This window comes from Actinosynnema sp. CA-299493 (assembly GCF_050946825.1).
Classification (GTDB): Bacteria; Actinomycetota; Actinomycetes; order Mycobacteriales; family Pseudonocardiaceae; genus Actinosynnema.
Window position 1 is genome coordinate 5,302,911 of sequence record NZ_CP191993.1, and the last position, 24,069, is coordinate 5,326,979.

The following is a 24,069-nucleotide window of genomic DNA, read 5'->3' on the forward strand; positions in this document are numbered from 1 at the left end:
TCGTCATGATCCTGCCCTTGTCGTCTCGACGGGGGGTTACTCCTCGGTGCGCCGGGTGGCCGCGATCGTGCTGGTGAACGCGGTGAGCCCGGTGGCGGTCGCCTGGGCGTGCGCGTCGAGCACGGCCAGGCCGTGGTCGAGGAACGGGAGGGCTTGCCGCGTCCAGTCCGCGTCCACCGCCTGGGCCATCGCGTCGTCGGTCAGCTCGCGGTAGGTCGCCGCGACGCCGTAGACCATCGCCCCGAGCAGGGTTTCCAGCACCAACTCCGGTGACAGGGGGTCGGGGCCGGTGTCGGTGCTCGGGAGCCACGGGTCGATCCGCGACCCCAGCGCCTCCCAGAACCCGGGGACGAGCCCGCCGATGCCCTCCCGGCCCGCCCACAGGCGGAACATCGCGTCCGGGTACGCCATCAGCGCCGAGTGGCCGATCATCCGCAGGTGCTCCGGCGACGGCCCGCTCGGGTCGTCGTAGAACTCGGTGCGCAGGCCCATGCCGACCTGGTGGTGCCAGCGGACCGCCCACAACGCCCGCCACCACAGCTCCCCCTGCTTGGCGGGTGGCGCGATCCACGTGGCGATGTTGCGGTAGTAGACCTTGATCCTCTCGTAGGCCCACCGGCCTTCCGCGGAGGCGGAGAAGCCCTTGCGCTTCTCCGGGTTCTTGTTGACCCGGTCGCCGAGCAGGTTGATGTCGAAGAAGTGGTGCCAGGTGGCGTCGACCGCGACCCGGCCGACCTCCTGCTGGTGGCCGTCGTAGGCGCCGACCGCGCCGAACGTCGTGGCGTCCAGGACGCCCTTCTCGTCGCGTTCGGCGGGACGGCTCCCGCTGCTCGACCAGGCGACGACCTCCGGCACCGTCCGCGGGCCGCTGCCGGCCGGGTACTCGTCGTGTTCGACGTTCCCGATCCGGAACTTCCGGCCGAGGTTCTTCGGGACGTAGCACTCGCCCTCGTGCGGGTGGTCCGGGAACGCCGTGATGATCCCGCTGCCGATGGACAGCAGCGGGTGCACCACGGACCCGCCCTCGAACGGGTAGTAGTGCGGCGAGATCACCTGCGGTATGTCGTCGGACTGGTCGTCGAGGGCGAACCTGATGCCGTCCTCGTGCCTGCGCTGCATCGTGTCGTGGCGGTCGCGTTCCTTCTCCGGCGGGCCGTACGGGTCGTCCGGGTCTTCCTCCGGGCGGTCCGGGCCGCGGTCGGCCCAGTTCCACTTGCGCATGCTCCGCACCCTGGGCAGCCGACCGCACAGCGCCCAGCCCATGTTCTCGTGATCTCCGGTGGCGAAGACCCCTCCGCCCGCCTCCATGAACTCCGAGATGGCGTGCACTTCGGGTTCGGGCAGCTCGGACGCGGTGCGGTCGACGCCGAACAGCCAGAGCTCGTCGTAGTCCGCGACGAGGTCCACGTCCTCGCGGTCGAACCTGAACCGCTCGACGTCGGCGCCGTTGGCGTACTTGCCGGTGCCGCGATGGGCCTTCGTCACCCTGAACTCGGCCTCGTCCGTGCCCTCCCGCAGCACCCGGACCAGCTCGTTGAGCGAGAACGGGAACCGGGGGTCGTAGCTGCCGCGGTCGTCGGTGACCATCAGGATCCGGATGACGACCCGGTCCAGCAGGACCGGGTTCGCGGCAACGGGTGCGAGCTCGTCGTCGGGCATCGCGTCGACCACCTCCAGTGCGCCTGCGGCACCACACCGCATCCACCCCGGCAGGGTGGCACGACCGGTCACCGCTCGCCGTTCCCGTTGCGCGGCAACGAGGTCGTCACACCTGGTCGTGTGACGGGCCGTGCACACCATCGGGTCGACCAGTGCCGCCGGACGCGCCGGACACCGGTCCGCGTGGCACGCTCGACCCACCACCGAAACCTCGTCGAGGAGCGTGCTTGCCATGACGACGGTCACCGATCCGGACCGCAGGACGGTCGTCGAGCTGATGTCCGCGGCCGACGACCAGGTCGACCTCGGCTGGCTCAAGTGCGCGTTGCAGAACGCGCTGATGGTGGAGCTGGCGACGATCCCGCCGTACTCGTGCGGCCTGTGGTCCATCATCACCCCGCCGCGCTACCGCGTCGTGCACCGGACCATCCGGGAGATCATCTTCGACGAGATGTCGCACCTGGGCCTGGTCGGCAACATGCTCTCGGCCATCGGCGGCGCCCCGGTGCTCACCTCGCCGCCGACCTACCCCGGTGGCCTGCCCGGTGGCGTGCGGCCGGAGCTGACCGTGGCGCTGTCGGGGTTGACCGAGGAGACCCTGGGCATGTACGCCGACATCGAGGCGCCCGAGCACCTCCAGATCCCGACCCAGGTGGAACCGGCGAAGGCCGAGCAGTACCCCTCGATCGGCGCGTTCTACCGCCGGATCAGCCTGACCTTCGAGCGGCTCTCCCCCGAACTGGGCCTCGGGCCGCAGATCGAGTTCGGCCTGTCGGCGAGGCACGGCACCGGCAACGACATCGTGGCGATGAAGAACCTCGACACCGTGCTGGACAGCCTGGACATCGTGATGGAGCAGGGCGAGGGCACCAACGCCACGCCCGGCAACCCCTACCCCGGCCACGAGGGCGAACTGGCCCACTACTACTCGTTCCGCGAGTTGCAGGTGGGTCGCAAGCTGATCCGCCGGGACGGCAAGTGGGTGTTCGAGGGGGACCCGATCGCGAGGCCGGAGGCCTACCCGGCGGCCGAGGTGCCCGCCGGCGGTTGGGCGCAGGACCCCGTGAACGACCCGACCGGGACGACGGTCGGCCAGTACCTCCAGTGGTTCAACGAGGCGTACAGCACGATGTTGGACCGGTTGCAGCGGGCGTGGGCCGAGCCGGACGCCGAGCAGCGGACCGCGCTGGTCGGGCGGGCGATCGTGGCCATGGGCGACCTGCGCGAGTACGCCCGCCTGATCATGCCGATCCCGTTGAAGAGCGGGGACGGCAACTACTGCCCCGAGTTCCGCTACACCACCCCCGAACGGGTCTCCGCCGACCGCGGTGCGTGAGGGTGACCACGGAAGGACGTGCACGGATGTCAGCCCAACGTGTCATCACGCGAGCCGTCGCGATGGCGGTCGCCGCGATCGCCGCGGTGTCGACGCTCCTCGTCCCGGCGGCGAGCGCCCGACCCGCCGACCGGCCGACGGCCCGCCAGGAGGTGGTCCCCCACGGCCTGTACCTGATCGGGGACCTGACCTCAGACCAGTTCCTCGCCGTCTGGTCGGACGCACCACGTGAGCGGGTCACCGTCCGGGAGCCCTCCGACTCGACCTTCGACCCCTTCGTGCTGTGGCGGGTCGAGTGCGAAGAACTCCTCGGCTGCACCTTCCGCAACGAGCGCACCGGCACCTACCTGGCGCTCACCGGCGTCCCGGTGGACGGCAAACCGGTCATCACCAAGGCCACCCCCTACCGGTGGCTGCTCACCGGAGCCAGGCGGCCGGACACGTTCTTCATCTCCCGCTTCGCGGGCAGCGATGAGTTCCGCGTCACCAGGTCCCCGGAGTTCATCGACCCGCCGATGGTGGACGTGACGCCGCCCGGCGGCCCGGAGCAGGAGTGGGAACTGACGCCCTGGTTGCCCGACGCGCGGTAGCACCGGAGCGGCGCGGACTGGCTCGCCGGCACTCGGCCGGGCAGGAGGTGCCCGTGCCGGTCAGGGTGGTGCGGGCGTGGCTGACGACAAGTGCCGGTGCGCACGCGGACGCGCGGTCGTCCGCGGCTGATCCGGGACCGGCGGCGGCGACTCCGGCGGCCCGGCGCCGACGTACGACGCGACCGCGTCCAGGGCTCCGGCCGGGGTGGGAACCCCGGCCGGAGCGGTCGCTCAGGACGTTCGGCGCGCGGTGAGCAGGAGCCGTCCGCTCCCGATTCCGCAGGGTTCGCCGCCCGGACCCCCGAACAGGCCGATGTCGGTGAAACCGCTGCCGGACAGCAGGTCGACGATCTGCGCCACCGTGTGCACGTGGTGGATCGCGGTCACGTCGAGCTGCTCCTCGCCGCGGGTGAACCGGTAGTGGCTGAACGCCCTGCTGCCGGCGACGTCGTACTCGCTGGTCGCGTGGACGGTGATGTCGCCGGTCCGCATGGTCCGCGGCTCGGTCCGGTAGCCGGGCAGGATGGACTCGGCCGCCGAGGCGAGGTCGACGACCAGGCCGCCACCGGGCCGGACGGCTCCGCCCAGCGCGGCGGCGAACTCCCGCAGGCCGTCGAGCTCCAGGTAGCCGAAGCTGTTGCCGAGGCAGACCACGGCGTCGAACCCGTTGCCCTGCGGGATCTCCCGCATGTCGGCCTGGACGAACTCGGCGTCGAGGCCGACCGCGGCGCGCCGGGCGTGCCCGATCGCTTCGGCGGACAAGTCGACACCGGTCACCCGGTGCCCGCGCCGGGCGAGCTCGACGCTGTGCCGCCCGCTGCCGCACGGCACGTCCAAGACCCGTGAGCGCGGCGCGAGGTCGAGGTGCCGCTCGACGAAGTCGATCTCTTCGACGGTGACTCCCGGGGGCACGGCGCGCCGCCAGAACTCGTTGGGCAGTTCGGTGAAGAAGTCCACGTACCAGGTGGACGAAGGTGTTCCGGACATGGGAAAGCTCCTCGCGGTGCATCGGCTTGATGAGGCGATGTCACCGGGCGACCCGGGCCGTCAGACGGCCTCGGTGCGGTGGCCCGGCGTGAGGCTCCGGGCGGCCATGGCTTCCTCCACGGTCAACGGTCCCCCCGACGCTAACAGCGCCGGACCGGATCGGCGAACGATTTCCCGGTGGTGGTCGCCTAGCGCGTCGCGCGATAGGTGCGGGCGAGGTGTTCTTGCAGCCGTGCGTGGCGGAACTGGTAGGCGGCGCCGGATTGGCGCAGCACGCCTCGCCGGTGGGCGTCGTCGAGGAAGGCCGCCACAGCCCAGGGCAGCCGGCCGGTCAACGGCAGCCACACCCGCGACAGGACGACCCACTGGCCCCAGGCGGTGGCGCTGAACGCGTAGCCGACACCGCACCCGAGACCGGCGACGAGGCCGATCATGACCCTGGCGGTGGTGTCCCACCGGACGTAGAGCCCGGTCCCGGCCAGGAGTGCCCCGGTGAGGTCGAAGGCAAGTCCGCTGCCGACGCCGATGACGAGCCCGAACACGGGCACGACCACGAGCACCCGGAAGACCGCGTTCGCCCGGCTCCGCGCCAGCAGGTCCGCAGGGCTGACCGCAGACCTGGTGTCGAGGGGTGTTTCGAGCCAGGCGGTGAGCGCCATCGCGATCCCGCCCCCGAGCGCGAACAGCGGTCCGAAGACAACCGCGTCCAACAGCACCAGGAACACCCAGTTGGCGAATCCGTGCTCCAAGCCGACCGAGCCGAGCGGGACCTTCCGCACCGCCGCGAACACGAGCCCGAACCCCAGCCCCAGCCCCAGCCCCAGCACGAGTCCCCGCCACAGCCTCGGCTTGATCCTGGCGTGGCCCGCTCCCGCGACCGGCGGTATCCGCACCCGCACCCGCGACGGCTCCAGCGCCGCGGGGAAGAACCTGCCCACCGCCCAGTTCACGAAGCCGAAGGTGCTTCCGACGAGGAGCCCGACCAGCGGGCCGGCGACGAGCGCGAGGACGATCCCCCGCATGGGCCCGCCCAGCACCTCGACCGCGATTCCGGCCGTGATCGCCTCGACGAGCCCGATGACCAGGCCGGACACGAGCGCGACCGCCAGCACCCTGCTTCGGCGGCGCACCGTCTCGCCCAGTTTCCACCACTCGAGGTCGGGTGTCCTGAGTTCGGTCAGGTGCCGGGCGAGGTAGCCCAACCACCGCTCGGCGTCCTCGGGCTCCCAGCGCCGGCGGCGCCCGTCGTGCGCCGGGCGCCGGTAGACGGCGAGGGTGTAGTCGGCCAGCAGGTGCGCCTCGACGGCCCCGGCGGAACCGAACCGGCTGGTGTCCAGCAGTTCGGACGGGTCACGGCCGGGCGAGGCGCCGAACGTGGCGCGGGCGAGGGAGGCCATCAGCGGCGTCACCAGCACCGCGGCGAGCGCGTCGCCCGCCTCGGTCCGGGGATCTGCTCGGAGTTCGTCCAGGACCGGGGCCCACCGGATCGAGTCCTCGCGCGTGGCGCGTGGCAGGTAGTCGACCAGGTCGCCGAGCGTCAGGTCGACCAGCTCGATCCCGAGCGCGCCGGACAGCGGCCCGGTCTTCCCCGACGCGGCGGCGTACTGCCCGGTGCGACTGGTGAGCACCAACGGCATGGCGGTCGCGTCGAGCTCTTCGAGCGCGGCGCGGTGCAGGCCGTCGGCGATCTCGTCGAACCCGTCCAGCACGGGCAGCACACGGCCCGTCTCGACCAGTGAGGCGGCGAGAGACTTCCCGTCAGGGCCGGTCGCGTCCAGGCCGGTGTAGTCGCGCGCCAGCCGATCGACCAGCCAGTCCTCCAGTTCGACCTCGGTCGGGTCCCACGACCCGAGGCTGAAGACGACGGGCACCGGATCGGTGTCGGCGCGCGCGCCCAGCAGGTCCAGCACGAACCGGAGCGCCAGCGCCGTCTTGCCCGATCCGGGACGGCCCAGCATCACCAACCTCCCGTAGCGGAGCCGGCGGTAGGCCTCGGCGACGTCGTCCTGCACGCCTGCCGTCGCCACCGGGTCGCCGGCCGTGCCCGGCTCGACGCCGCGGACATCGGCCGCGTGGTCCGTCAAGCCTTCCGGCGCCGAACGCCACCGGACCCGCAGCGCGGACGGGTCCCGCACCCGACGCCGCCCCTCCTCGCGCCGCCACTGGGCGCCGACCGCCTGGGCGAGCCGGTCGGCGGCCTCGGCCGGCAGGGCGGCCCGACCTCGTCGACCCGGCGCTTCCCGCGCCGCAGGCAGGTGGACGTGCAGGCCGTCGTGCACCACACCCACTTGGACCACCTGGTCCACCGTTGTCGCGGACAGCCTGTTGTGGAAGTCCTGCCCGCCACCGTCGGCGGCGTGCCCGGTCTCGCCCGGTCGGTCCGGGGCGGACATCGACACCGGCCGCACCTCCCTCACTCCCGGTCCGGGGAAACCTGGCTCCAGGGTCCGGCACGAACCGCCGGGCAGCCGGTCGATGACGGGGTGTTCACCCGGTCGCCGGACCGCTACCGGCGTTTCGAGGAGAGCCGAGCGGCCCCGGGCACTTCAGACGTGCCCGACCAGGCGGTCGCCCGCCCGGCGGCCTGCGGCGCGCACGAGTTCGACTGGTCCAACGGCCGGGCTCCTGCCGGGCACCTCGACCGGTGGTGCGACGACTCCGGGCACTTGGGGGTAGCTCACCGCCACCGGTTCGTCAGCGCTGGCTCACCACCTGGAGGTAGCTCACCAACCGCTCGGCCAGTTCCACCGGGTGGCTGGTCGCGACGCAGTGCGCGCCCGCCATCTCGTCCGCTTCCAGGCCGAGCCGCTCACGCGCCACGCGGCGCTGGAAGTCCGGCGGGAAGAACCGGTCGTCACGGCACAGCAGCACGCGGGTCGGCACGTCCGGCAGCGCGTCGAGCGGCCACGGTTCGTCGGACTCGGCGCTGACCTGCGGACGACCGCAGGCCAGGGCGAGGGCCGCCACGTCGGCCGGGACGCCGGTGTAGAACGTCTCGGCGTCGTCGAGGCCCTCGGGCGCCTCGAAGCCGGTGTTGGTCCACCAGTCGCCCGGCTTCTCCCCCGGCGCCGGGATCATCCCGGCGAGGAACACCAGCAGGCGCGCCGGCAGCCGCGCGCACACCAGGGGCGCGGTGAAGCCGCCGTAGGAGTGGCCGACCACCACCAGGTCCCGCCGGTCGCCCACGGCGTCGACCACCGTCCGGGTGAACTCGGCGAACCCGGCGGCCGGGTCCTCGATCGGCAGGTCCGGCGCGACCACGTCGTGGCCGCGCCGGCGCAGTTCCAGTTCGAGGAGCTCGAAGTCCCGATGGCTGCCGCCACCGCCGTGGACCAGTACGAAGGTGCTCATGCGGCACAGCGTGCCAAACGGGTACGACATCGATCAGGTGCAGGTGCGACCGCCCGGGTAGGTGTTGCCGCTCGCCTCGACCGAGTCGCCCACCGGCGCGAAGTGGTGCAGGCCCGCGTCTTCGCTGATCTTGCGCAGCGCGGCGAGCGGCAGCTTGGGCGCGGCGGCGCAGACCGAGGTGCAACTGCCGCCGCTGACCGGGTGGGCCTGGTGGTTGAAGTAGGACCAGTCACCGTTGCCCACCGGGATGCTCTGCGAGTTCAACGCCAGGAAGAACGGGGTGGTGGTGTAACGGTCGGTCCTGTTCCCACGAAGGGCTCCGTGCCACCAGGCACTACCGAGGGGAACCGCATGAAGATCCAAACCGGTTGGCCGCTGTACGCCCAGGAGCAGGACCGGCCGCAGCTGCTGGCCCTGATCACCACCGGGCACCAGGAGGTCGAGAAGGACACCAACCGGATGATCGAGCAGTACAAGATGTGGTCGACCGACCTGACCGACGAGGAGTTGGACAAGGTCATCACCGTGCTCGCGCGCGGCAACGTCTTCGCCCGGGACATCGCCAAGAACCTGCAGGTGGAACTCGACGGGCGGCCCGAGCTGGCCGAGCAGCGCCGGGTGGAGGCGCAGCTGCGCCGCGACGAGTTGGCCCGGACCGAGGCGCGCCTGCTCCAGCAGGGGCTGGACCACCTCGGCGGCGACGGCGACACCTGGGACGGTCGCCGGGACCGGATCACCGCCTGGTGGCACGAGGTGAAGGTCGCCGAGCGGGCCGAGACCTGGGCGTCGGCGTTCGCCGAGAACCGGATGACCGCCCGGCAGGTCAACAACGAGAGCGTCCTGGGCGGCGACTTCGAGATCCGCAACAACCACCACCGCCTCGACCGCGCCTGGGACCGGAAGATCACCCTCGACCGCACGTTGGAGGGGGTGCGCAAGCGGATCAACCCGGCGCACTTCAACCAGCCCGAGACGGGGCGCAACCGCAAGAACGAGCTGGGCCTGCACGACCTGAGCGCGTCGCTGTTGCACGGCACCCGCGACCCGCTGTCGATCTACGCCCAGCTCAAGCCGTACGCGAACGCCACCGTGGTGTTCATGCCGGCGCCCACCGAGCGCGACGCGCAGGTCTTCAACGCCATCCAGTCGCTCAGGACGGTGACCGAGGCCGATGCGCGGCTGATGCGGAAGATCCGCAACGAGTTCACCCGGCTGCGGCTGGCGCAGGCCACCGACATGCACACCTACCTGCTCAACGTCAACGACGTCCGCGACGATGAGCCGATGGTCCGCTACGGGCACTCCGGCCTCATCCGGCGGGCGGGCAAGAAGAACGAGGTGAGCGTGGACGCCATCGACATCGCCACCCGGCGGACGAACGCGCTGGAGCACCACGTCGTCCTCGCCCAGGACGGTGGCCAGGTGGTGAACGAGGTCGTGGTGGTCTACCGGAAGCACGAGTCGGCGCTGTTCCCGGTGTTCGCCGAGTGGAACAGGGCGATGTCCCGGTTCACCGTGCTGAACCGGGAGACCGGCGCGCCCACCAAGGCCTACATCACCAACGACGGCAAGTGGGTCGGCTGACCCTCGCCCCGGTCCCCTCCCGGTGATCCGACCGGCGGGCCGGACGGTCTGCGACCGAACTCCCACCTGATCCGGGGTTCGGCGGCTACGATGCGCACGAATGCAAGATCGTGACGGAGGGTGAGCATGGCGTCGGACGGGCACGAGGACGACTGGTTGGACCTGGCGGACGCCATCGACGTCTTGCGGGACCAGCTCTCCCAGGCGCAGCGCCGCGGCAAGGACTCCCCGTTGCGCTTCGTGCTCGGTGAGATCACCGCGGAGTTCGAGATCGAGCTCGTTCGGACCAAGGGCGGCGGCGGTGGCCTGAAGTTCGGGGTCGTGGAGGCCAACGCCCGCGGGGAGCGCACGAACCGGTCCACCCAGCGGCTGACCCTGCGCCTGAACCCGCAGCACCGCGACGGCGGGGACGTGGCAGTGGGCGACGACCAGGAGTAGTCCGCCCCGATGGAGCAGGACCAGGTCGTCAAGGTTCACGGCGCCCGCTTCGGCAGTGGTTACCTCATCGCGCCCAGGCTCGTGCTGACCTCGTCGCACCTGTTGGCGCCGGGCGCGGACGTCGCCGTCTCCGCACCGGCGTCGGCTGGTGGGCGTTTCGCCGCCGCGGTGCGGTGGGACGGCGGCGCCGCCCTGGACGCCGCTCTGGTGGAGATCACGGACGCGGGCTGGTCGCCGCCCAAGACCCTCCGCGGGCACCTCAGCCGCCGCGTGCAGCGGTGGGGCCGGTGCGTCACGGCCGGGAGCCCGGTGCCGGTCGCCGCCATGGGGTTCCCCCGACAGCAGCGGCAGGACGACGGCCGGGCCCCGGAGGAGCTGGCGGGGACGGTCAGGCCGCGCGGCTACGGCGTCCTGGAGGTCCTGGACGCGCACAGTCCCTTCGGGCAGGACGGGGGAACCGGCACGCCGTGGTCCGGGATGTCGGGTTCGGCCGTTTTCCTGGACGGCGCGGACCTGCTCCTCGGCGTGGTGAAGGAAGACCGCCGACCCCGCCACGGCGCCCGGCTGACGGCCGTTCCCGCCGAAGACCTGCTGGCCCGCGACGACTTCCGGGCGGTGGTCCGGGCGGCGACCGGCGTCGACCCCCGGCTCGAACCGGCGGAGCTCGCCGACCTGCTGGAACCGGCGCCGCCCACAGAGGTGCACTCGCCGGCCATGCTGCTGCGCGCGGACGCCGAGGTGGTGCCGTTCCACGGCAGGGACGAGCTGCTCGACGACCTGGAGCGGTGGTGCCTGGCGGACGGCCCACCGTCCGCCAGGGTCCTCACCGGCCCGGGTGGGCAGGGCAAGACCAGGCTGGCCCGGCAGCTGATGGCGCGGCTCCGCGAGCGCGGCTGGGTGACCGGCGCGGTGCGCGGCGAGCCGGGTGACGTGCGGGCGCTGCGCGCGGTCCAGCACCCGCTGCTCCTGGTCGTCGACTACGCCGAGTCCCGGCCCGAGCTGGTCAGGACGCTGTGGGGACAGACCAAGCGGGCCTCGCACCCCGTGCGCCTGCTGCCGTTGGCCCGCTCGCTCGGCACTTGGACGGCCAAGGCGACGGGCGACCTGCCCGAGGTCAAGCTGCACTCGCTCAGTCCCGAGCCCGAGGACCGCGACCGCGTGTTCCGGGCCGCGGCCCGGGGTTTCGCCCGCCGACTGGCGGACGGCGTCGGACGGCCCGACGTCGACTGGCCCGGTCTCGCCGACGCGCTCGCGGTCACCCGCCCCGCCGCGGCGGCGGAGACGGCGCTGACCGTCCAGATGGCGGCTCTGGTCGCCCTGCTGCGCCAGGCGCCGGGCGAGGATCGCCGGCCGCTGGAGGCCGAGCTCCTGGAGGAGCACGAGCGCGTCTACTGGTTGGACACCGCCGAGCGGCGGCGCATCGGCGAGATGGATCCGGGGCTGCTGGAACAAGCGGTGGCGACGGCCGTGCTGTGCCCCGCCGCCGACGAGGACGAGGCCTTCCGGACCATCGCGCGGGTGATGCCCCACGAGCCGACGTGGCTGGTCTGGGAGGTCGCCGGCTGGCTGCGCGACCTGTACCCGCCTGCCGAGGGCCACTACTGGGGCGGGCTCCAACCCGACCGCCTCGGGGAGTACCACGCCTCCCGCCAGGTCCTCCGCCACTCGGGGCTGCTGACGAGGCACTTCGCCGAGGCGCCGGACCACCAGCGGTCGCAGACGCTGACCGTGCTCGCCCGCGCGGCGGTGGCCCACGCCAACGAGCGGCGCGCGGACGACGCGCGCGAGGTCATCGGGCAGCTGCGCGCCGTGCTCCGCGCGGTTCCCGACCACGCCCCGCTGACCGCCGCCGTGCTGCGTGCGCACTCGGACACCTTGCCAGCTCAGTCCCACGTGCTGCGCGACTACGCGCTCGACGTGGCCCGTGAGCTGAGCGGGCTCTGCCGCGCGACCGGCGACGACCCGCCGGCGCTGCGCGACCGCGCCCGGGCGTCGCACAACCTGGCCGAGCGGCACCTCGCGGTCGGCGGCTGGACGGACGCGGTGACGGCGGCCGGCGAAGCGGCGGCGATCCGCGAACGGCTCTCGGGTGACGGCGACTCCCCGGCCTACCGCACGGAGTGGGCCGAGTCGCTGCTCGTGCTGTCGCGGGCGTTGCGCGCCACCGGGCGGTTGACCGAGTCGTACCGGACCGGCGAACGGGCCCTCGGCCTGTTCCGCGAGTTGGCGGCGGAGGGAGCGGAGGAGGCGGGGAAGCGCGAGCGCGGCCTGGTGCGCGCGCTCATCGGCCAGGCGGGGGTGGTCTGGCAGCTCGATCCCGGGACGATCGGCTTCGACCAGGTCGCCAGGTCCGACGAGTACACCGACGAGGCCGTCCGGCGGGCGCGCGACCTCGTGGAGCGCGATCCCGACCTGGACCCGTTGCTGCTCACCGACGCGTTGGAGCAGCGAGGCTCGAACTTCTGGCGCTTCCGGCAGCTCCCGACGGGTCTGTCGCCGAGCGAGGAGGCCGTGGCGACCGCTCGCCGGTTGGCGGGCGAGAACCAGGACGCCTACTCCGGTGACCTCGCGAACGCCCTGCTCGGCCTGGCGGTCGAGATCAGCACGGCCTCGCCCGGCGAGGGGATGGCGTTGGAGCAGGAGGCGATCGACCTGGTGCGCCCGCTGGCCGCCGACCTCCCCGAGGTCCACCTGGCGGTGCTGGGCACGCTCCTGCACAACCTGGCCTGGGACCGCTTCGACCGAGGTGAGCACGAGGCCGCGCGGGACGCCGTCGAAGAGGCCATCGAGCACCGGCGGAGGCTCTCGACCGACCCGAACGGGCTGGAAGTGCCCAGGCTGGCCAGTTCGACGTACACGCTCGCCTTCTTCGAGGCGGACGCGGGTGATCACCAGGCGGCGGTGGAGCACTTCACGGAGACCCTGGCCCTCTACTCGCGCGCGGAGGTCCCGCTCAGCGCGACCTACCTGAGGAGCCAGTCCGCCACCGCCCTCGCGCTCGCGCAGTCCTACGCGGCCCTGGGCCGCACGGCGGAGGCGCTCAAGGCCGTATCCCTGGGTGGCACCATCCGGCGCCGCCTCCACGAGTACGCCCCGAGCCTGTACTCGGAGGGGTACGCCGACGCGCTGCGCGATCTCGCCGACCTCTACCGCAGGCAGGGCCGGCGGATCCCGGAGCGCATCGTGCTGCGCCACGCCCTGCCGATCTACCGCCGGCTGGCCCGCGCCGACGCGGCGGGACGCGTGAAGTTGGCTTACTGCCTGCACGACCTCGGCATCAGCTACGCCGCGGCGTGGTCGACCGCGGACCGGGCGGTCACCGCGCTGAGGGAGGCCCACGACCTGCTCGACGGACTGCCGGACCGTGACGCGGCGGATGACGAGTACCTGGCCGCGATCTGCGCGGACCTGGCCCAGGCGTTGTTGAAGACCAGCCGCTTCGCCGACGCCGTGCGCGTCGCCGAACAGCGGGTGCGGCTCCTGCGCCACCTGTCCGCCACGACGTCGGACGGCCGGGAGTCGTCCCTCTACTTCGCACTCCTGCAGCTGGCCAGGGGGTTGACGATGGCGGGCGATCCGGACGCCGCCTGGCGCACCGCGCTCGACGCGGAGGAGATCGGCCTGGCGCTGGTCGACCGTCCCGACCGGACACCGGCCGAGGTCGCGCTCCTGCTCGGCTGGCTGGCGCGGACCTTGAGCCTGTGCGGCCGGCACGACGTGCGCCGGGCCGCGCGCGCCGTCGAGCCGGCGCGCAGGGCCGCCCGCCTCTACCGGCGCCTGGTGGATCAGGACCCCCGCGAGCACCAGCCGGACCTGCGGTGGGCCGTCGACACGCTCGTCACGGCCCTGACCCGGATCGGCCGGCACGCCGAGGCCGCGGACGTGCGGTTGAGAAGAGGAGCATGAGGCCATGACGCCAGCGCACCCCGACCAAGAGCGGGACGAGTCGGCCGAGGACATCCGGCGGGACGAGGAGAACGTGGGCCGCCCGGCGGAGCTGTTCTACCCGAACGTCGGTGAGTTCGTCACCGACCGGCTCGTCCACTTCATCCCCCGCCCGACGCCGGAGTCGGGGTTGGTGTGGTGCTCCAGCTGGTTCAGGCACGCCCAGGCGCTCTCCCGGCTGGACTCCGTGTGGCGGGCGTGGGAGAACCTGCGCTTCGACCCCGCGCTGGGCATGGCGAACTGGTGGACCCACTACGCGGATCCCAACATGCGTGCCCTGATGGACCCGGTGGCCGGGCCGTTCGCCCGCTGCGCCGACGGCCACCGGCCGCACGAGACGCTGCCGGTCGACCCGATCCCGGACCAGCTCTTCGACGACCAGCGGGACAAGTCGACCTGGCCGATCGCCGACGACCCGCTCGCCCTCGACTGACGGTGGGGCCGCGTCACGTTCGGACGCGGTGCGCGCGCCGGTGGGGTCACGACGTCGCCGGCGTGGCCCTTCGCGCGACGTCGTTGTACCCGTGGTTGGCACGGGCGACCCGAAGCGGGACGCCCGCCCGTACGTCGGCGAGCACCTCGGCCTCCACGTCCGCCACCCGCCTCACCGCGTCGACCACACCTGCCACGAGGTCGGCCGGCACGACGACGACACCGCTGCCGTCGGCCGTGACGAGGTCGCCGGGGTGCACGGTGATCCGGTCGTCCCCGGCGCCGATGGTCACCGGCTGCTGGGTGGCCACCATGCGCACGCGGTTCTTGCCGGATCGCATGAACGCGCCGCGCGCCCACACCGGGTAGCCGAGCGCGCGGATGCCGTCGACGTCGCGGCAGTAGCCGTCGATCACGGTGCCGACGACGCCCCTGGCCACCGCGACCTCGGCGAGGATGTCGCCCCACACCGTGCAGTGCGGGCCGCCGTTGGCGAGCACGACGATCGAACCCGGCGGCACGTCGTCGATGTAGTCCGCGGCGGCGGCGCGCTCGCCCTCCGCCACCGGCTCGAAGGCGACGGTGAACGCGGGACCGACGACCACGCCGGAGCCGGATTGCCGTACCGGGCCCCACAGCGCGCCCGACACGCCCACGACGTCCAGCGCGTCGCTGACCGCCGACGTGCCGAACGCCGCGAGCTCACCTCCGATGGCCGTCACGAGCCGCCGCCGATCACGTGGACAGCCAACTTCCGGCCCCCTTGGAAAATGTTGATCTTGGCGTGGCGGCTGGCCTTGGACCCGAAGCCCGCCACCCGACCGCCGAACAGGTACGTGTCCAAGCTGATCGGCATGACGTGCACCCGGTCCGAGCCGGCCTCCACCACGGGGTAGGTGGTGGGCGCCACCCGCCGCTGCACGAGGTGCCCCGCGCGCAGCCCGGCGGCGACGGCGTCGCGCCACACGTCCGGAGCGCAGTCGTGGCCGATGGTGACGCCGTCGCCCCGGATGTCGTAGGGCTGCTTGAGCACGTACTCGCGCGGGTCGGCGAGCAGCCGGTCGGCCAGCGGGTCGCCGCCGTCGTCGACGGCGACCGGGGTGAGCTTGCGCGACCACGGCAGCAGCTCGGCGACCAGTGCCCGTTCCCCGGCGGTGAGCAGATCGGCGAACCCGGGTTGCTGCACGAACGCCAGCGTCAGCTTGTTCTCCGCGACGTACCGCGCGCCGAACGGGTTCACGTGCACCATCGCGGTGTCCCGCACGGCGCGTTCCCAGCGGTCGACGAACGACGGGTCGGCGCGGTGCGCCAGCCAGGACACCGTGTTGACCTTGTTCCAGCACAGGTCGGCGGGCCGGCCGGCGAACCGCACCCGGTCGCCGGCCACCTCGATCGTGCGCGGGTCGGCGAGGAACGCGTCCACGCCGGCGGCGCGCAGGCACTGCACCAGCTCGACGCTCTCCACGTTCGGGGCGCCCGCGGGCTGGATGATCGCGATGTGCGACGGGTCGGCGCAGCGGCCCGCGTCCCGTCCGGCGGCGGCACGGGCAGCGGCCCGCAGCGCGTCGAGGAAGCGGTGCTCGCCGGTGTACGTCATCGCGGCCGGCGAACTCGACCGGATGCGCGCGACCACGTCGTTGATCCGCGCGGTGAACAGGGTGCCCGCCGGCGAGTCGGCGTTGTTCTCCAACACCCGCAGCCGTTCCGAACCCGCCTCCAGGTAGCCGTCGAGCCGGCACACCCACGGCGCGTCGCCCAGGGCGCGATCGGCGTCGACCAAGCGGTCGGCGGCCGGCCCGAGCCCGTAGAAGTCGCGCACGTCCTGCCGCGCCCGGTACAGGGCGACGACCTTGCCCAGCAGGGCGACGTAGCGGGTCAGCAGCGGCGCGAGCCGTTCGGCCCGCTCGGCGCGGACCAGCACGGGAACCGGTGAGAGCGGGAACTCCTTGTTCCGGAACACCGGTCCGGCGGCCACCGCGCGCTCGGTGGCCTCGCGGGTGTCCGCCGGTCGCGCCACGGCGGCGTGGGTGGCGAGCAGGGCGGCCGGCCAGTCGATCAGGCCGGTGACGCTCACGGCTGCTCGCCCGGCAGGCCGAGGTCGACCCCGGTCGGCACGACGGCGCCACGCGCCTGCGCGAAGTACGCGTCCACCAACGCCTTCGTGACCGGACTCGACGGCCAACCGGCCAGGGGAACGCCCGCGACCTCGCGCACCGGGCCGAACTCGATGCCCGTCCCGCACAGGAAGACCTCGTCGGCGGCGGTGAGCCGCTCCTCGCCGACCGCGTCCTCGACCGCGTCGAGGCCGAGCGAGGACGCGGTCGCCAGCACCCACGCCCGCGTGACACCGGGCAGGACGTGGTCGGAAAGTCGTGGTGTGACCACGCGTCCGCCCTCCACGAGGAACACCGTGGCCGTCGGCGCCTCGCTGATCAACCCGTCGGCGGTGCGCAGCACGCACGAGTCGTAACCGGCGCGCTTGGCCTGCGCGAGCGCGAGGCGCGGACCAGCGTACGCCGAGATGTTCTTGGCGGCGCTGGGGAACACCGCGTCCGAGGGGCGCTGCCAGGTGCTGATCCCCAGCCGGATGCCCTCGCCGTCGGCCAGCCAGCGCTTGCGGCCCGAGGGCGTGATCGTGACCGTCAACGCGGTCACGGCGGCCTCGTGGATGTCACCGCCGTTGACCGCGCTCGCCGCCACCCGGACGTAGCCGTCCGCGTCGATGCCCTGCGCGGTGACGAGTTCGTCGATGATCGCGGGCACGTCGGCCGCACACCCCTCGTCCAAGCCCATGAGGCGGCACGAGTTGCGCAGCCGGTCGAGGTGCGGTCGCGGCAGCCACGGCGCGACGCCACCGGAACCCTGCCGGTACAGCCGGATCCCTTCGAACACCGAAATGCCGTAGCGCATCGCGATGCTGCCCACCGGCAGGGTCGCCTCGTCGCGCGGCACGAGCCTGCCCCGGTGGTGGGCCAGCGGCCAGACCGCGGCGCCGTGGCCGTTGGCGGGCGCGGCCGTCACGCGGTGTGGCGGAACACCGGCTCCGCCGGGTCGTACGCCGTCCGCAGGATCATGTCGAAGTGGCGGTGCCGCAGTTCGAGCGCGTCGGCGAGCGCGGTGATCGCGCCCTGACGCAGCTCGGGGGTGTCGCAGTAGCGGCGAAGCAGCTCGCGCGCGGCGGCCGCGTGCTCGTCCTCCAGCTCGCTGACCGCGCCGTCGCCCGCGTCGGCCGAGGCGTGGTGCACGAAGAACTCGTACCCCTTCGCCGGCAGGCCGTAGACGTCGCGCATCACCGAGAGCATGCTCCTGCCGCTCTTGTCCACGATCGGGGGCTGGCCCTCCATCAGCAGCAGCACCGACGCGACGCCCCGGGTGAAGTGGGCCTCGGTGTTGCAGACCCGCACGTTGTGCTCGACCACCGCCGCGGTCTCCGGCACGACCGGCGCGTCGGCGAGTTCGCCGGCCGTGACGCCGACGGCCTCGCCGAAGTCGGCGAACGTGTCCAGGTGGCGGCCCGAGCCCGACAACTTCCCGGTCTCCTCCTCGTAGATGTTCTCCACCAGCAGGACCCGCAGCCGGTGGTCCTCGACCCGGGAGGCGATGCCCAGGATGTTGCGCGTCCAGAAGCTCTTGATCGGCCAGCGGTGCAGCACGAAGTCGTGCAGCAACCTCCGGGTCGCCTTGCCGGCGAGGATCGTCTGGTAGAGCTCGCTGGTCGTCTTCCTGCGCTCGCCGATCATCCGGTCGAGCTCGGCGACGAAGTCACTCATCGGCACCTCCGTTGTCGTCGAGGGGTTCGGCGGAGGGCAGCCCCCGGCCGGTCAGCGCCAGGATCGTCGCGTCGAGCCCGTCGGCCGCGACCATGTCGGAGAAGTGGGCCGCGCCGTCCAGGTTCACGTCGAGCAGGCCGCTGACCACGGTCCGCGAGCCGCCATCGGCGATCATCCGCAGCTGGGTGGCCAACGTGGTGCGGTCGGCGGCGATCGGGTCGAGCCGCAGCTCCGCGCCGTGCCGCACGATCAGGTGCGCGACGATGACCTCCAGCCGCAGGTTGCCGCCGCCCTTGCCGATGCCGGCGATCGAGGCGTCCACCGCGGTCGCGCCCGCCGCCATCGCGGTCGTCGTGTTGATGAACGCCAGCCCAAGGTTGTCGTGCGCGTGGAAGCCCACCGGGACGGGGCTCGCGTCGACCGCCGCGCCCACCCGTTCGGACACCGAGCCGGGATCGAGGCTGCCGTTGGAGTCGGCGAGGTAGACGATCCGCGCGCCGGCGTTCGCGCACGCCTTGACCGCCACGGCGATCCCCTCGGGATCGCGCTCGCTGATCCGCGTCAGGTTCATCGCCACGTCCAAGCCCACCGCGCGCGCCGCCGTCACGTACGGCTCGGCCGCCTCGACCGACCCGCCCGTGACGAGCACCCGCACCATGGAGACGCCCCGGTCGGGCAACTCGGCGAGGCGTTCGACCGGCACCTCGCCGGGGCGCACCATCACGGCGAGCTCCGGCCGCCCGGTCACGGTCGCGAGCGCGTCGAGGTAGGCGGGTGGACAACTGGCCGTCGGCCGCCCCGGATCGTGCCCGTGCCGCAGATAACCGATTTCCGCGTACGGAACACCGGCGGCCCCGACGGCGCGCACGATCGACGCGGCTTCGTGCGTGGTCCAGCCATGGCCGTTGAAATAGCCGCCATCACGCAAGGTCACATCGAGGAGAATGGGCGTTGAATTCACGTTCACCGCACCGCGCGGCTGCGCGAAAGAGCTTCCGCCAGGCAGAGCAAACCAACCGCCCCCTCGCGCCATTGCCCCGGTGGCCGACTTCAGCCTAACCGGGCGCACCGCACGTGGCAACCTTCGGTCCAGCACCCCGAAGGACTGACCCGATTGCCGTACCGGCCATTGCGCCGACGCATTGTCGCGAAATTCGGTGATTCCCTCTCCGGCCGCCGAAAACCCGCTGACCGGCGAATACCGGAGAGTCGACCACGCGGCGGTTCCGGTGTCCCGCGACCGTGATCGTGACCGGCGATTCCGACGAATGACTCCTGACCGGCGGTGGTCCGCTGTGCCAAGGTGGCGCGACACCTGTGATCCGATCAGAGGAGACACCTTGAGACCCAGCCGATTAACCCGGCGCGCACTCGCCGTGGCCGGTGCAGTCGCGATGATCGCGGCCATGACCCAACCGGCGATGGCCCAGCCGCAGGACACCGACTACACCGTGCTCGTGGAGGCAGGCGCGTCGACCCAGGCGGCACGGGCCGCCGTCCGCGCCGCCGGCGGGCGGGTCACCGCCGAGAACACCGCGGTCGGCACGCTGACCGTGACGGCGCCTGCCACGGGGTTCGTCCAGCGCGTCGCCGCCGCCGACGCGGTGTTCGGCGCGGCCCCGGTGCGGCCGATCGGGCAGGTTCCCGAGATCGCCCAGCGCCGGACCCGCGAGTGGCACGACGTCGAGAACGAGCACGTCGGCGCGACCACCACGAAGGCCGCGCCCCGTGCCACGGCGACCGGCCTCGACCCGCTCGACGACGCCCTGTGGGGCCTGCGCCTCGTGCGCTCCGACATCGCCCGCGTCCGGCAGGACGGTGACCAGCGGGTCTACGTCGGCGTGCTGGACACCGGCGTGGACGGCACGCACCCCGACATCGCGCCCAACTTCAACCGCGCGCTGTCCCGCAACTTCACCATCGACATCCCGAACGACTCCAACGGCGGCCTGCTGGACGGGCCGTGCGAGTTCCGCGGCTGCGTCGACCCCGCCGACCACGACGACGGCGGCCACGGCACGCACGTCGCGGGCACCATCGGCGCGGCGGCCAACGGCTTCGGCGTGTCCGGTGTCGCGCCGGACGTGTCGCTGGTCAACATCCGCGCCGGCCAGGACTCCGGCTTCTTCTTCCTCCAGCCGGTGGTGGACGCGCTGACCTACGGCGCCGACGTCGGCCTCGACGTGATCAACATGTCGTTCTTCATCGACCCCTGGTACATGAACTGCGCGGCCAACCCGGCCGACAGCCCCGAGGCGCAGATCGCCCAGCGGACCACGATCGCCGCCGTCCAGCGCGCGCTGAACTACGCGCACCGCAAGGGCGTGACGCTGATCGGCGCGGGCGGCAACAACCACGAGGACCTCGGCGCCCCCCGGACCGACGTGACCAGCCCGAACTACCCGCCGGGCACCACCTACCCGCGCCCGATCGACAACAGCACGTGCCTCAACCTGCCGACCGAGGGTGACCACGTCATCTCCGTGTCCGCGCTCGGGCCGTCGACGGTGAAGGCCGACTACTCCAACTACGGCACCGAGCAGACCGCCCTGTCCGCACCGGGCGGGTACCTCCGCGACGGCCTCGGCACCGACTGGTACCGCACGAACGAGAACCTGATCCGCTCGGCCTACCCGCGCAACGTGGGGCTGGCCGCGGGCACCATCGACGCCGACGGCAACATCACCCCGCAGGGCCTGGCGGCCGGTGTCGCCAAGTACTGCGACGCCACCGCGTGCGGCTTCTACCGCTACGCGCAGGGCACGTCGATGGCCGCACCGCACGCCTCGGGCGTGGCCGCACTGGTGGTCAGCCAGTTCGGCAAGCAGGACCGGACGCGCCCCGGCACGCTGACCATGTCGCCGGACAAGGTCGAGGCGGTGCTCTACGGCACCGCGACGCCGCGCGCGTGCCCCGAGCCGCGGACGGTGTCCTACGAGAACGTGGGCAGGCCGGCCGAGTTCACCGCGACCTGCGTGGGTGACACCGCGTTCAACGGCTTCTACGGCCACGGCATCGTGGACGCCTACGGCGCCGTGACGCGCGGCGGCGACTTCCTCTGACGTCGCCCCGACCACGGGCACGGGACAACCGGGCCCGTGGTCGCACCGCACGGCGCTTGACCCGCCTTGGCGCCGGTGGTGGCTTCAGCCAGCGAGGACCTGTGGTGACAAGGTCTTGAGCATGGCGTTGGCCCAGCGCATCTGCCGCAGCGTCTGCGGGTGGCACCGTTGGGCCAGGGTGAGCAGCTCGGTGTCCCGGACGGCCTGGGCGCCCTGCGCGAGCAGTTCCCAGTCCAGGGAGACCCCGGCGGCGGTCACGCGTTCGGAGGTGACTGGTGGGCGGTGTGCCGGGACCGGTGGCGGAAAGGCGGTTGCGGGACCTCGACCTGTCCTCGTCGGGCTCGGACGCCGCGCTGCGCGCCGCGCCCGTCGGAGGTGGCGACGAGACCGGGCGTGCGGACCCGTGGTGGGCCGGGATAGGTTCATCCCGGCGCTTCGAACGAGGGCCAAGGCGCGTCCGCGACGTACCGCGTTCGCGCACCGGGGTTCGCCGAGGGCGAGGACCGCGCCCCGCGTGGTCCGGCTGGATCGGGACCTCACCTGCGGCGACGAGGACGGGTGTTGGACGGGCAGCGGCGGGACCGGCTCGCGCGGATGGTCGCGGAGCACGTGGCCGCGCCGGGCATGCCCGGATTGGCCCGGGCGCTGTGCGCGGTCTGCGTCCGAACCCTGACCGGCGTCGAGGCCGCCGCGATGACGTTGCGCAGCGGTGGTCGTGCCCAGGAGTTGCTCGCGGCGAGCACCCCGTGGGCCGCCGCGCTGGAGGAGTTCCAGTACACCGTCGGCGAGGGTCCGGGTGTGGAGGCGTTCGACACCGGCGGACCGGTGCTCGTGGCGGACCTGAGCGCGCACCGCGGCAGGTGGCCGGGGTTCGCCGACCTCGGGGAGGTGCGCGGGCTGGCGGCGGTGTTCGCCTTCCCCTTGCAGATCGGCGGCATGCGGCTCGGCACGCTGACCCTCTACCGCCGCCGCCCGGGCGGTCTGCCGCCCGACGTGGTCACCGACGCCGCGCTGCTGGCCGACCTGGCGGTCCTGGGGCTGCTCGACCACAGCGGGACCACCGGTGGCGACGGGTTGCGCGTCGAGGTCTCCTACCAGGACGTCAACATCGCCACCGGAATGCTCTCCGCCCAGCTGCGCATCAGCCTGGAGGACGCGTTCGCCCGGCTGAGGGCGCACGCGTTCGCCACCGGCCGGTCGCTGTCCGAGGTCTCGCGTGACGTGCTGGCGCGTCGCCTGCCGCTGGACCAGCTCGCGGACTGACCCTCCACCGCGCGGACCGCGATCGGCGGGACGTATGCTGCCGGTGTGCCGGGCGTCCAGGACCAGATCGCCTCCGTGTTGAGCGAGATCACGGCGGAACTGGTCGACAGCCATGACGCCGACGCGGTCCTGCGCATGGTCACCGCCGCGTGCACCCGGCTGCTCGGAGCCGCCGCGACCGGTGTGATGCTGGTCGACCCGCGCGGCGGGATCAAGGTCGTGTCGGCCTCCGACGAGCACGCCCGGTTCGTCGAGCTGCTGCAGTCCCAGATCGACGAGGGCCCGTGCGTGGACTGCATCCGCGAGGGCGTCGTGGTCAACGCCGTCGACTTCGCCGACGAACCCGACCGCTGGCCCACGTTCATCCCCGCCGCGACGGCCGCCGGCTACCGGGCGCTGCACGCGATCCCCATGCGGCTGCACGGCCGCACCGTCGGCGGGCTGAACGTGCTCTACACCAGGATCGCGCCCTGGGAGCGGTGGCAGGGACAACTCGCCCGCACCCTCGCCGACCTGACCGTCCTCGGGCTGTCCCAGGAAGGCGACGCGCGACGCGTCGACCGGCTGGTCGAGCAGACGTTGACCGCCATGAACGACCGCGTGCGGCTCGCACACGCCATCGGCGTGGTCGCCGGAACCCTCGACCTCGACGCCGAACAGGCCGGCGCGCTGATCCACCGGCACGCCGCCGAGCGCGGCACACCGCTGCGCGACGTCACCAAGGCCCTGATCGAAGGCTCCCTCGCTCCGGCCGCCCTCGCTCCCCCGGCCTCCGAACGCCGGCAACCGAACCTTCCCGGCTGACGACCCCCGCACCTCCCGGGTCGACACGCCGCCCGATGCCGGAGGCCGCGCCGGTGACCAGCGCGACCTCGCCGGTGAACTCCGCCGGCGCGCCGCCGTGCAGCACCAGGTCCGGGTGAACCGACAGAAATCTCCCCCCAGGAGCATACGATGTTGCCCATGACGCGAGACGACGACGCGTTGGACAGCCTCGTGCGCAAGCGCATCCGCGCTCTGCGGGTCGCACAAGGCTTGTCGCTGGAGGATCTGGCCGCCCGCTCCCACCTGAGCCAGTCCTCGCTGAGCCGCATCGAGAGTGGTCAGCGCCGGCTGGCGCTGGACCAGCTCGTGACGCTGGCCCGAGCCCTGGACACGACCCTCGACCAGCTCGTCGAGAACGCCGCCGACGACGTCGTCATCAGCCCGATGGTCCACGGCGCGCACGGCCTGAGCTGGCCGATGAAGAGCGACCCGACGATGAGCGTCATGCGCAGGCGGCTGACCGAGCCGCCACCGGACAACCCCGCCCGGATGCGTGCCCACCCGGGCCGGGAATGGCTCGTCGTGCTGTCCGGCGCCGCGATCCTGGTGCTGGGCCACCGCCGCTTCCGCGTCGAGACCAACCAGGCCGCCGAGTTCCCGACGATGATGCCGCACGCGATCGGCGCCGAGGGCGGCCCCTGCGACATCATGTTCATCTTCGACCGCGACGCCCGGCGCGGGCATCGCGAGACCGACGGTCAGCCCGGGAACGGCGACGCGGAAGCCGGCTCATAGCCCCTCACGGTGCGGTGCGCGTTGCGCGCCCGGCAGCACACCGAGCCGTTGTCTTGCGCAATGCGCAAGAAGTTGTGCCAACCGCGCATTGT

The 24,069-nt window shown here is 72.6% G+C and carries 21 protein-coding genes; 10 read left to right on the forward strand and 11 right to left on the reverse strand.

All coding sequences use genetic code 11. From position 1 onward, the window contains the following. Positions 1 to 36: 36 nt before the first annotated feature. Positions 37 to 1,659 carry a hypothetical protein gene (locus ACQPYE_RS22085; protein ID WP_498714047.1) on the reverse strand — a complete coding sequence of 541 codons (1,623 nt, stop codon included), beginning with the start codon at positions 1,657 to 1,659 and terminating at the stop codon, positions 37 to 39. A 232-nt stretch (positions 1,660 to 1,891) separates the two neighbouring features. Here ACQPYE_RS22085 and ACQPYE_RS22090 point away from each other — a divergent pair, with 232 nt between their 5' ends. Both ACQPYE_RS22090 and ACQPYE_RS22095 read left to right on the forward strand, forming a co-directional pair. Continuing rightward, positions 1,892 to 2,995, forward strand: coding sequence for a ferritin-like domain-containing protein (locus tag ACQPYE_RS22090; protein ID WP_498714049.1), 1,104 nt, complete (start codon positions 1,892 to 1,894; stop codon positions 2,993 to 2,995). Positions 2,996 to 3,021: 26 nt separating this feature from the next. Beyond that, positions 3,022 to 3,585, forward strand: a complete 564-nt coding sequence (locus ACQPYE_RS22095; RefSeq protein ID WP_498714050.1) for a ricin-type beta-trefoil lectin domain protein — start codon at positions 3,022 to 3,024, stop codon at positions 3,583 to 3,585. A 231-nt stretch (positions 3,586 to 3,816) separates the two neighbouring features. On the opposite strand, the gene ACQPYE_RS22100 is transcribed toward ACQPYE_RS22095, so the two are convergent. The 4 genes from ACQPYE_RS22100 to ACQPYE_RS22115 form a co-directional block, all read right to left on the reverse strand. Then, entirely contained in the window at positions 3,817 to 4,572 is a 756-nt protein-coding gene (locus ACQPYE_RS22100; RefSeq protein WP_498714053.1) for a class I SAM-dependent methyltransferase, read from the reverse strand. Between the two features lie 188 nt (positions 4,573 to 4,760). Further along, positions 4,761 to 6,965, reverse strand: a complete 2,205-nt coding sequence (locus ACQPYE_RS22105; protein ID WP_498722962.1) for an NACHT domain-containing protein — start codon at positions 6,963 to 6,965, stop codon at positions 4,761 to 4,763. Positions 6,966 to 7,266: 301 nt separating this feature from the next. After that, entirely contained in the window at positions 7,267 to 7,923 is a 657-nt protein-coding gene (locus tag ACQPYE_RS22110) for an alpha/beta fold hydrolase (RefSeq protein ID WP_498714055.1), read from the reverse strand. 33 nt (positions 7,924 to 7,956) lie between these two features. Further along, positions 7,957 to 8,187 (reverse strand): hypothetical protein, encoded by a 231-nt coding sequence (locus ACQPYE_RS22115; RefSeq protein ID WP_498714057.1) that lies wholly within the window; start codon positions 8,185 to 8,187, stop codon positions 7,957 to 7,959. A gap of 87 nt (positions 8,188 to 8,274) precedes the next feature. Here ACQPYE_RS22115 and ACQPYE_RS22120 point away from each other — a divergent pair, with 87 nt between their 5' ends. The 4 genes from ACQPYE_RS22120 (at position 8,275) to ACQPYE_RS22135 (ending at position 14,323) form a co-directional block, all read left to right on the forward strand. Beyond that, the gene (locus tag ACQPYE_RS22120; RefSeq protein ID WP_498714059.1) at positions 8,275 to 9,507 is read left to right on the forward strand and encodes a hypothetical protein; all 1,233 of its coding nucleotides are present in this window, start codon (positions 8,275 to 8,277) and stop codon (positions 9,505 to 9,507) included. A 126-nt stretch (positions 9,508 to 9,633) separates the two neighbouring features. Beyond that, positions 9,634 to 9,945: a trypco2 family protein gene (locus tag ACQPYE_RS22125; RefSeq protein ID WP_498722963.1), complete on the forward strand. Its 312-nt coding sequence runs from the start codon at positions 9,634 to 9,636 to the stop codon at positions 9,943 to 9,945. Positions 9,946 to 9,954: 9 nt separating this feature from the next. Further along, the gene (locus ACQPYE_RS22130) at positions 9,955 to 13,851 is read left to right on the forward strand and encodes a tetratricopeptide repeat protein (RefSeq protein WP_498714061.1); all 3,897 of its coding nucleotides are present in this window, start codon (positions 9,955 to 9,957) and stop codon (positions 13,849 to 13,851) included. A gap of 4 nt (positions 13,852 to 13,855) precedes the next feature. Continuing rightward, positions 13,856 to 14,323, forward strand: coding sequence for a DUF4913 domain-containing protein (locus ACQPYE_RS22135; protein ID WP_498714063.1), 468 nt, complete (start codon positions 13,856 to 13,858; stop codon positions 14,321 to 14,323). A 46-nt stretch (positions 14,324 to 14,369) separates the two neighbouring features. Here the strand turns inward: ACQPYE_RS22135 and ACQPYE_RS22140 are convergent, their stop codons facing one another. The 5 genes from ACQPYE_RS22140 to ACQPYE_RS22160 are packed head-to-tail and all read right to left on the reverse strand — an operon-like array spanning position 14,370 to position 19,026. Continuing rightward, a complete protein-coding gene (locus ACQPYE_RS22140) occupies positions 14,370 to 15,044 on the reverse strand; it encodes an RraA family protein (protein WP_498714065.1) in 675 nt (224 codons plus the stop codon). Continuing rightward, positions 15,041 to 16,396, reverse strand: a complete 1,356-nt coding sequence (locus ACQPYE_RS22145; protein WP_498714067.1) for a hypothetical protein — start codon at positions 16,394 to 16,396, stop codon at positions 15,041 to 15,043. The genes ACQPYE_RS22140 and ACQPYE_RS22145 overlap by 4 nt, the downstream gene beginning before the upstream one ends. Then, positions 16,393 to 17,343: an aminotransferase class IV gene (locus ACQPYE_RS22150; protein ID WP_498714069.1), complete on the reverse strand. Its 951-nt coding sequence runs from the start codon at positions 17,341 to 17,343 to the stop codon at positions 16,393 to 16,395. Before ACQPYE_RS22150 ends, ACQPYE_RS22145 begins: the two co-directional genes overlap by 4 nt. After that, positions 17,340 to 18,092: an iron-containing redox enzyme family protein gene (locus ACQPYE_RS22155; RefSeq protein ID WP_498714071.1), complete on the reverse strand. Its 753-nt coding sequence runs from the start codon at positions 18,090 to 18,092 to the stop codon at positions 17,340 to 17,342. The genes ACQPYE_RS22150 and ACQPYE_RS22155 overlap by 4 nt, the downstream gene beginning before the upstream one ends. Beyond that, positions 18,085 to 19,026, reverse strand: coding sequence for a hydroxymethylglutaryl-CoA lyase-like TIM-barrel protein (locus ACQPYE_RS22160; protein ID WP_498714073.1), 942 nt, complete (start codon positions 19,024 to 19,026; stop codon positions 18,085 to 18,087). The genes ACQPYE_RS22155 and ACQPYE_RS22160 overlap by 8 nt, the downstream gene beginning before the upstream one ends. A gap of 472 nt (positions 19,027 to 19,498) precedes the next feature. Here ACQPYE_RS22160 and ACQPYE_RS22165 point away from each other — a divergent pair, with 472 nt between their 5' ends. Next, the gene (locus ACQPYE_RS22165) at positions 19,499 to 21,154 is read left to right on the forward strand and encodes a S8 family serine peptidase (RefSeq protein ID WP_498714075.1); all 1,656 of its coding nucleotides are present in this window, start codon (positions 19,499 to 19,501) and stop codon (positions 21,152 to 21,154) included. Positions 21,155 to 21,238: 84 nt separating this feature from the next. On the opposite strand, the gene ACQPYE_RS22170 is transcribed toward ACQPYE_RS22165, so the two are convergent. Beyond that, a complete protein-coding gene (locus ACQPYE_RS22170) occupies positions 21,239 to 21,412 on the reverse strand; it encodes a hypothetical protein (protein ID WP_498714077.1) in 174 nt (57 codons plus the stop codon). A gap of 300 nt (positions 21,413 to 21,712) precedes the next feature. Here ACQPYE_RS22170 and ACQPYE_RS22175 point away from each other — a divergent pair, with 300 nt between their 5' ends. From ACQPYE_RS22175 to ACQPYE_RS22185, 3 genes are all read left to right on the forward strand, one after another. Beyond that, positions 21,713 to 22,417, forward strand: coding sequence for a GAF and ANTAR domain-containing protein (locus ACQPYE_RS22175; protein WP_498714079.1), 705 nt, complete (start codon positions 21,713 to 21,715; stop codon positions 22,415 to 22,417). A gap of 45 nt (positions 22,418 to 22,462) precedes the next feature. Further along, on the forward strand, positions 22,463 to 23,221 hold the full coding sequence (locus ACQPYE_RS22180; protein WP_498714081.1) for a GAF and ANTAR domain-containing protein: 759 nt from the start codon (positions 22,463 to 22,465) through the stop codon (positions 23,219 to 23,221). A 159-nt stretch (positions 23,222 to 23,380) separates the two neighbouring features. Continuing rightward, positions 23,381 to 23,977, forward strand: a complete 597-nt coding sequence (locus ACQPYE_RS22185; protein ID WP_498714083.1) for a helix-turn-helix domain-containing protein — start codon at positions 23,381 to 23,383, stop codon at positions 23,975 to 23,977. The last annotated feature ends 92 nt before the right edge of the window (positions 23,978 to 24,069 follow it).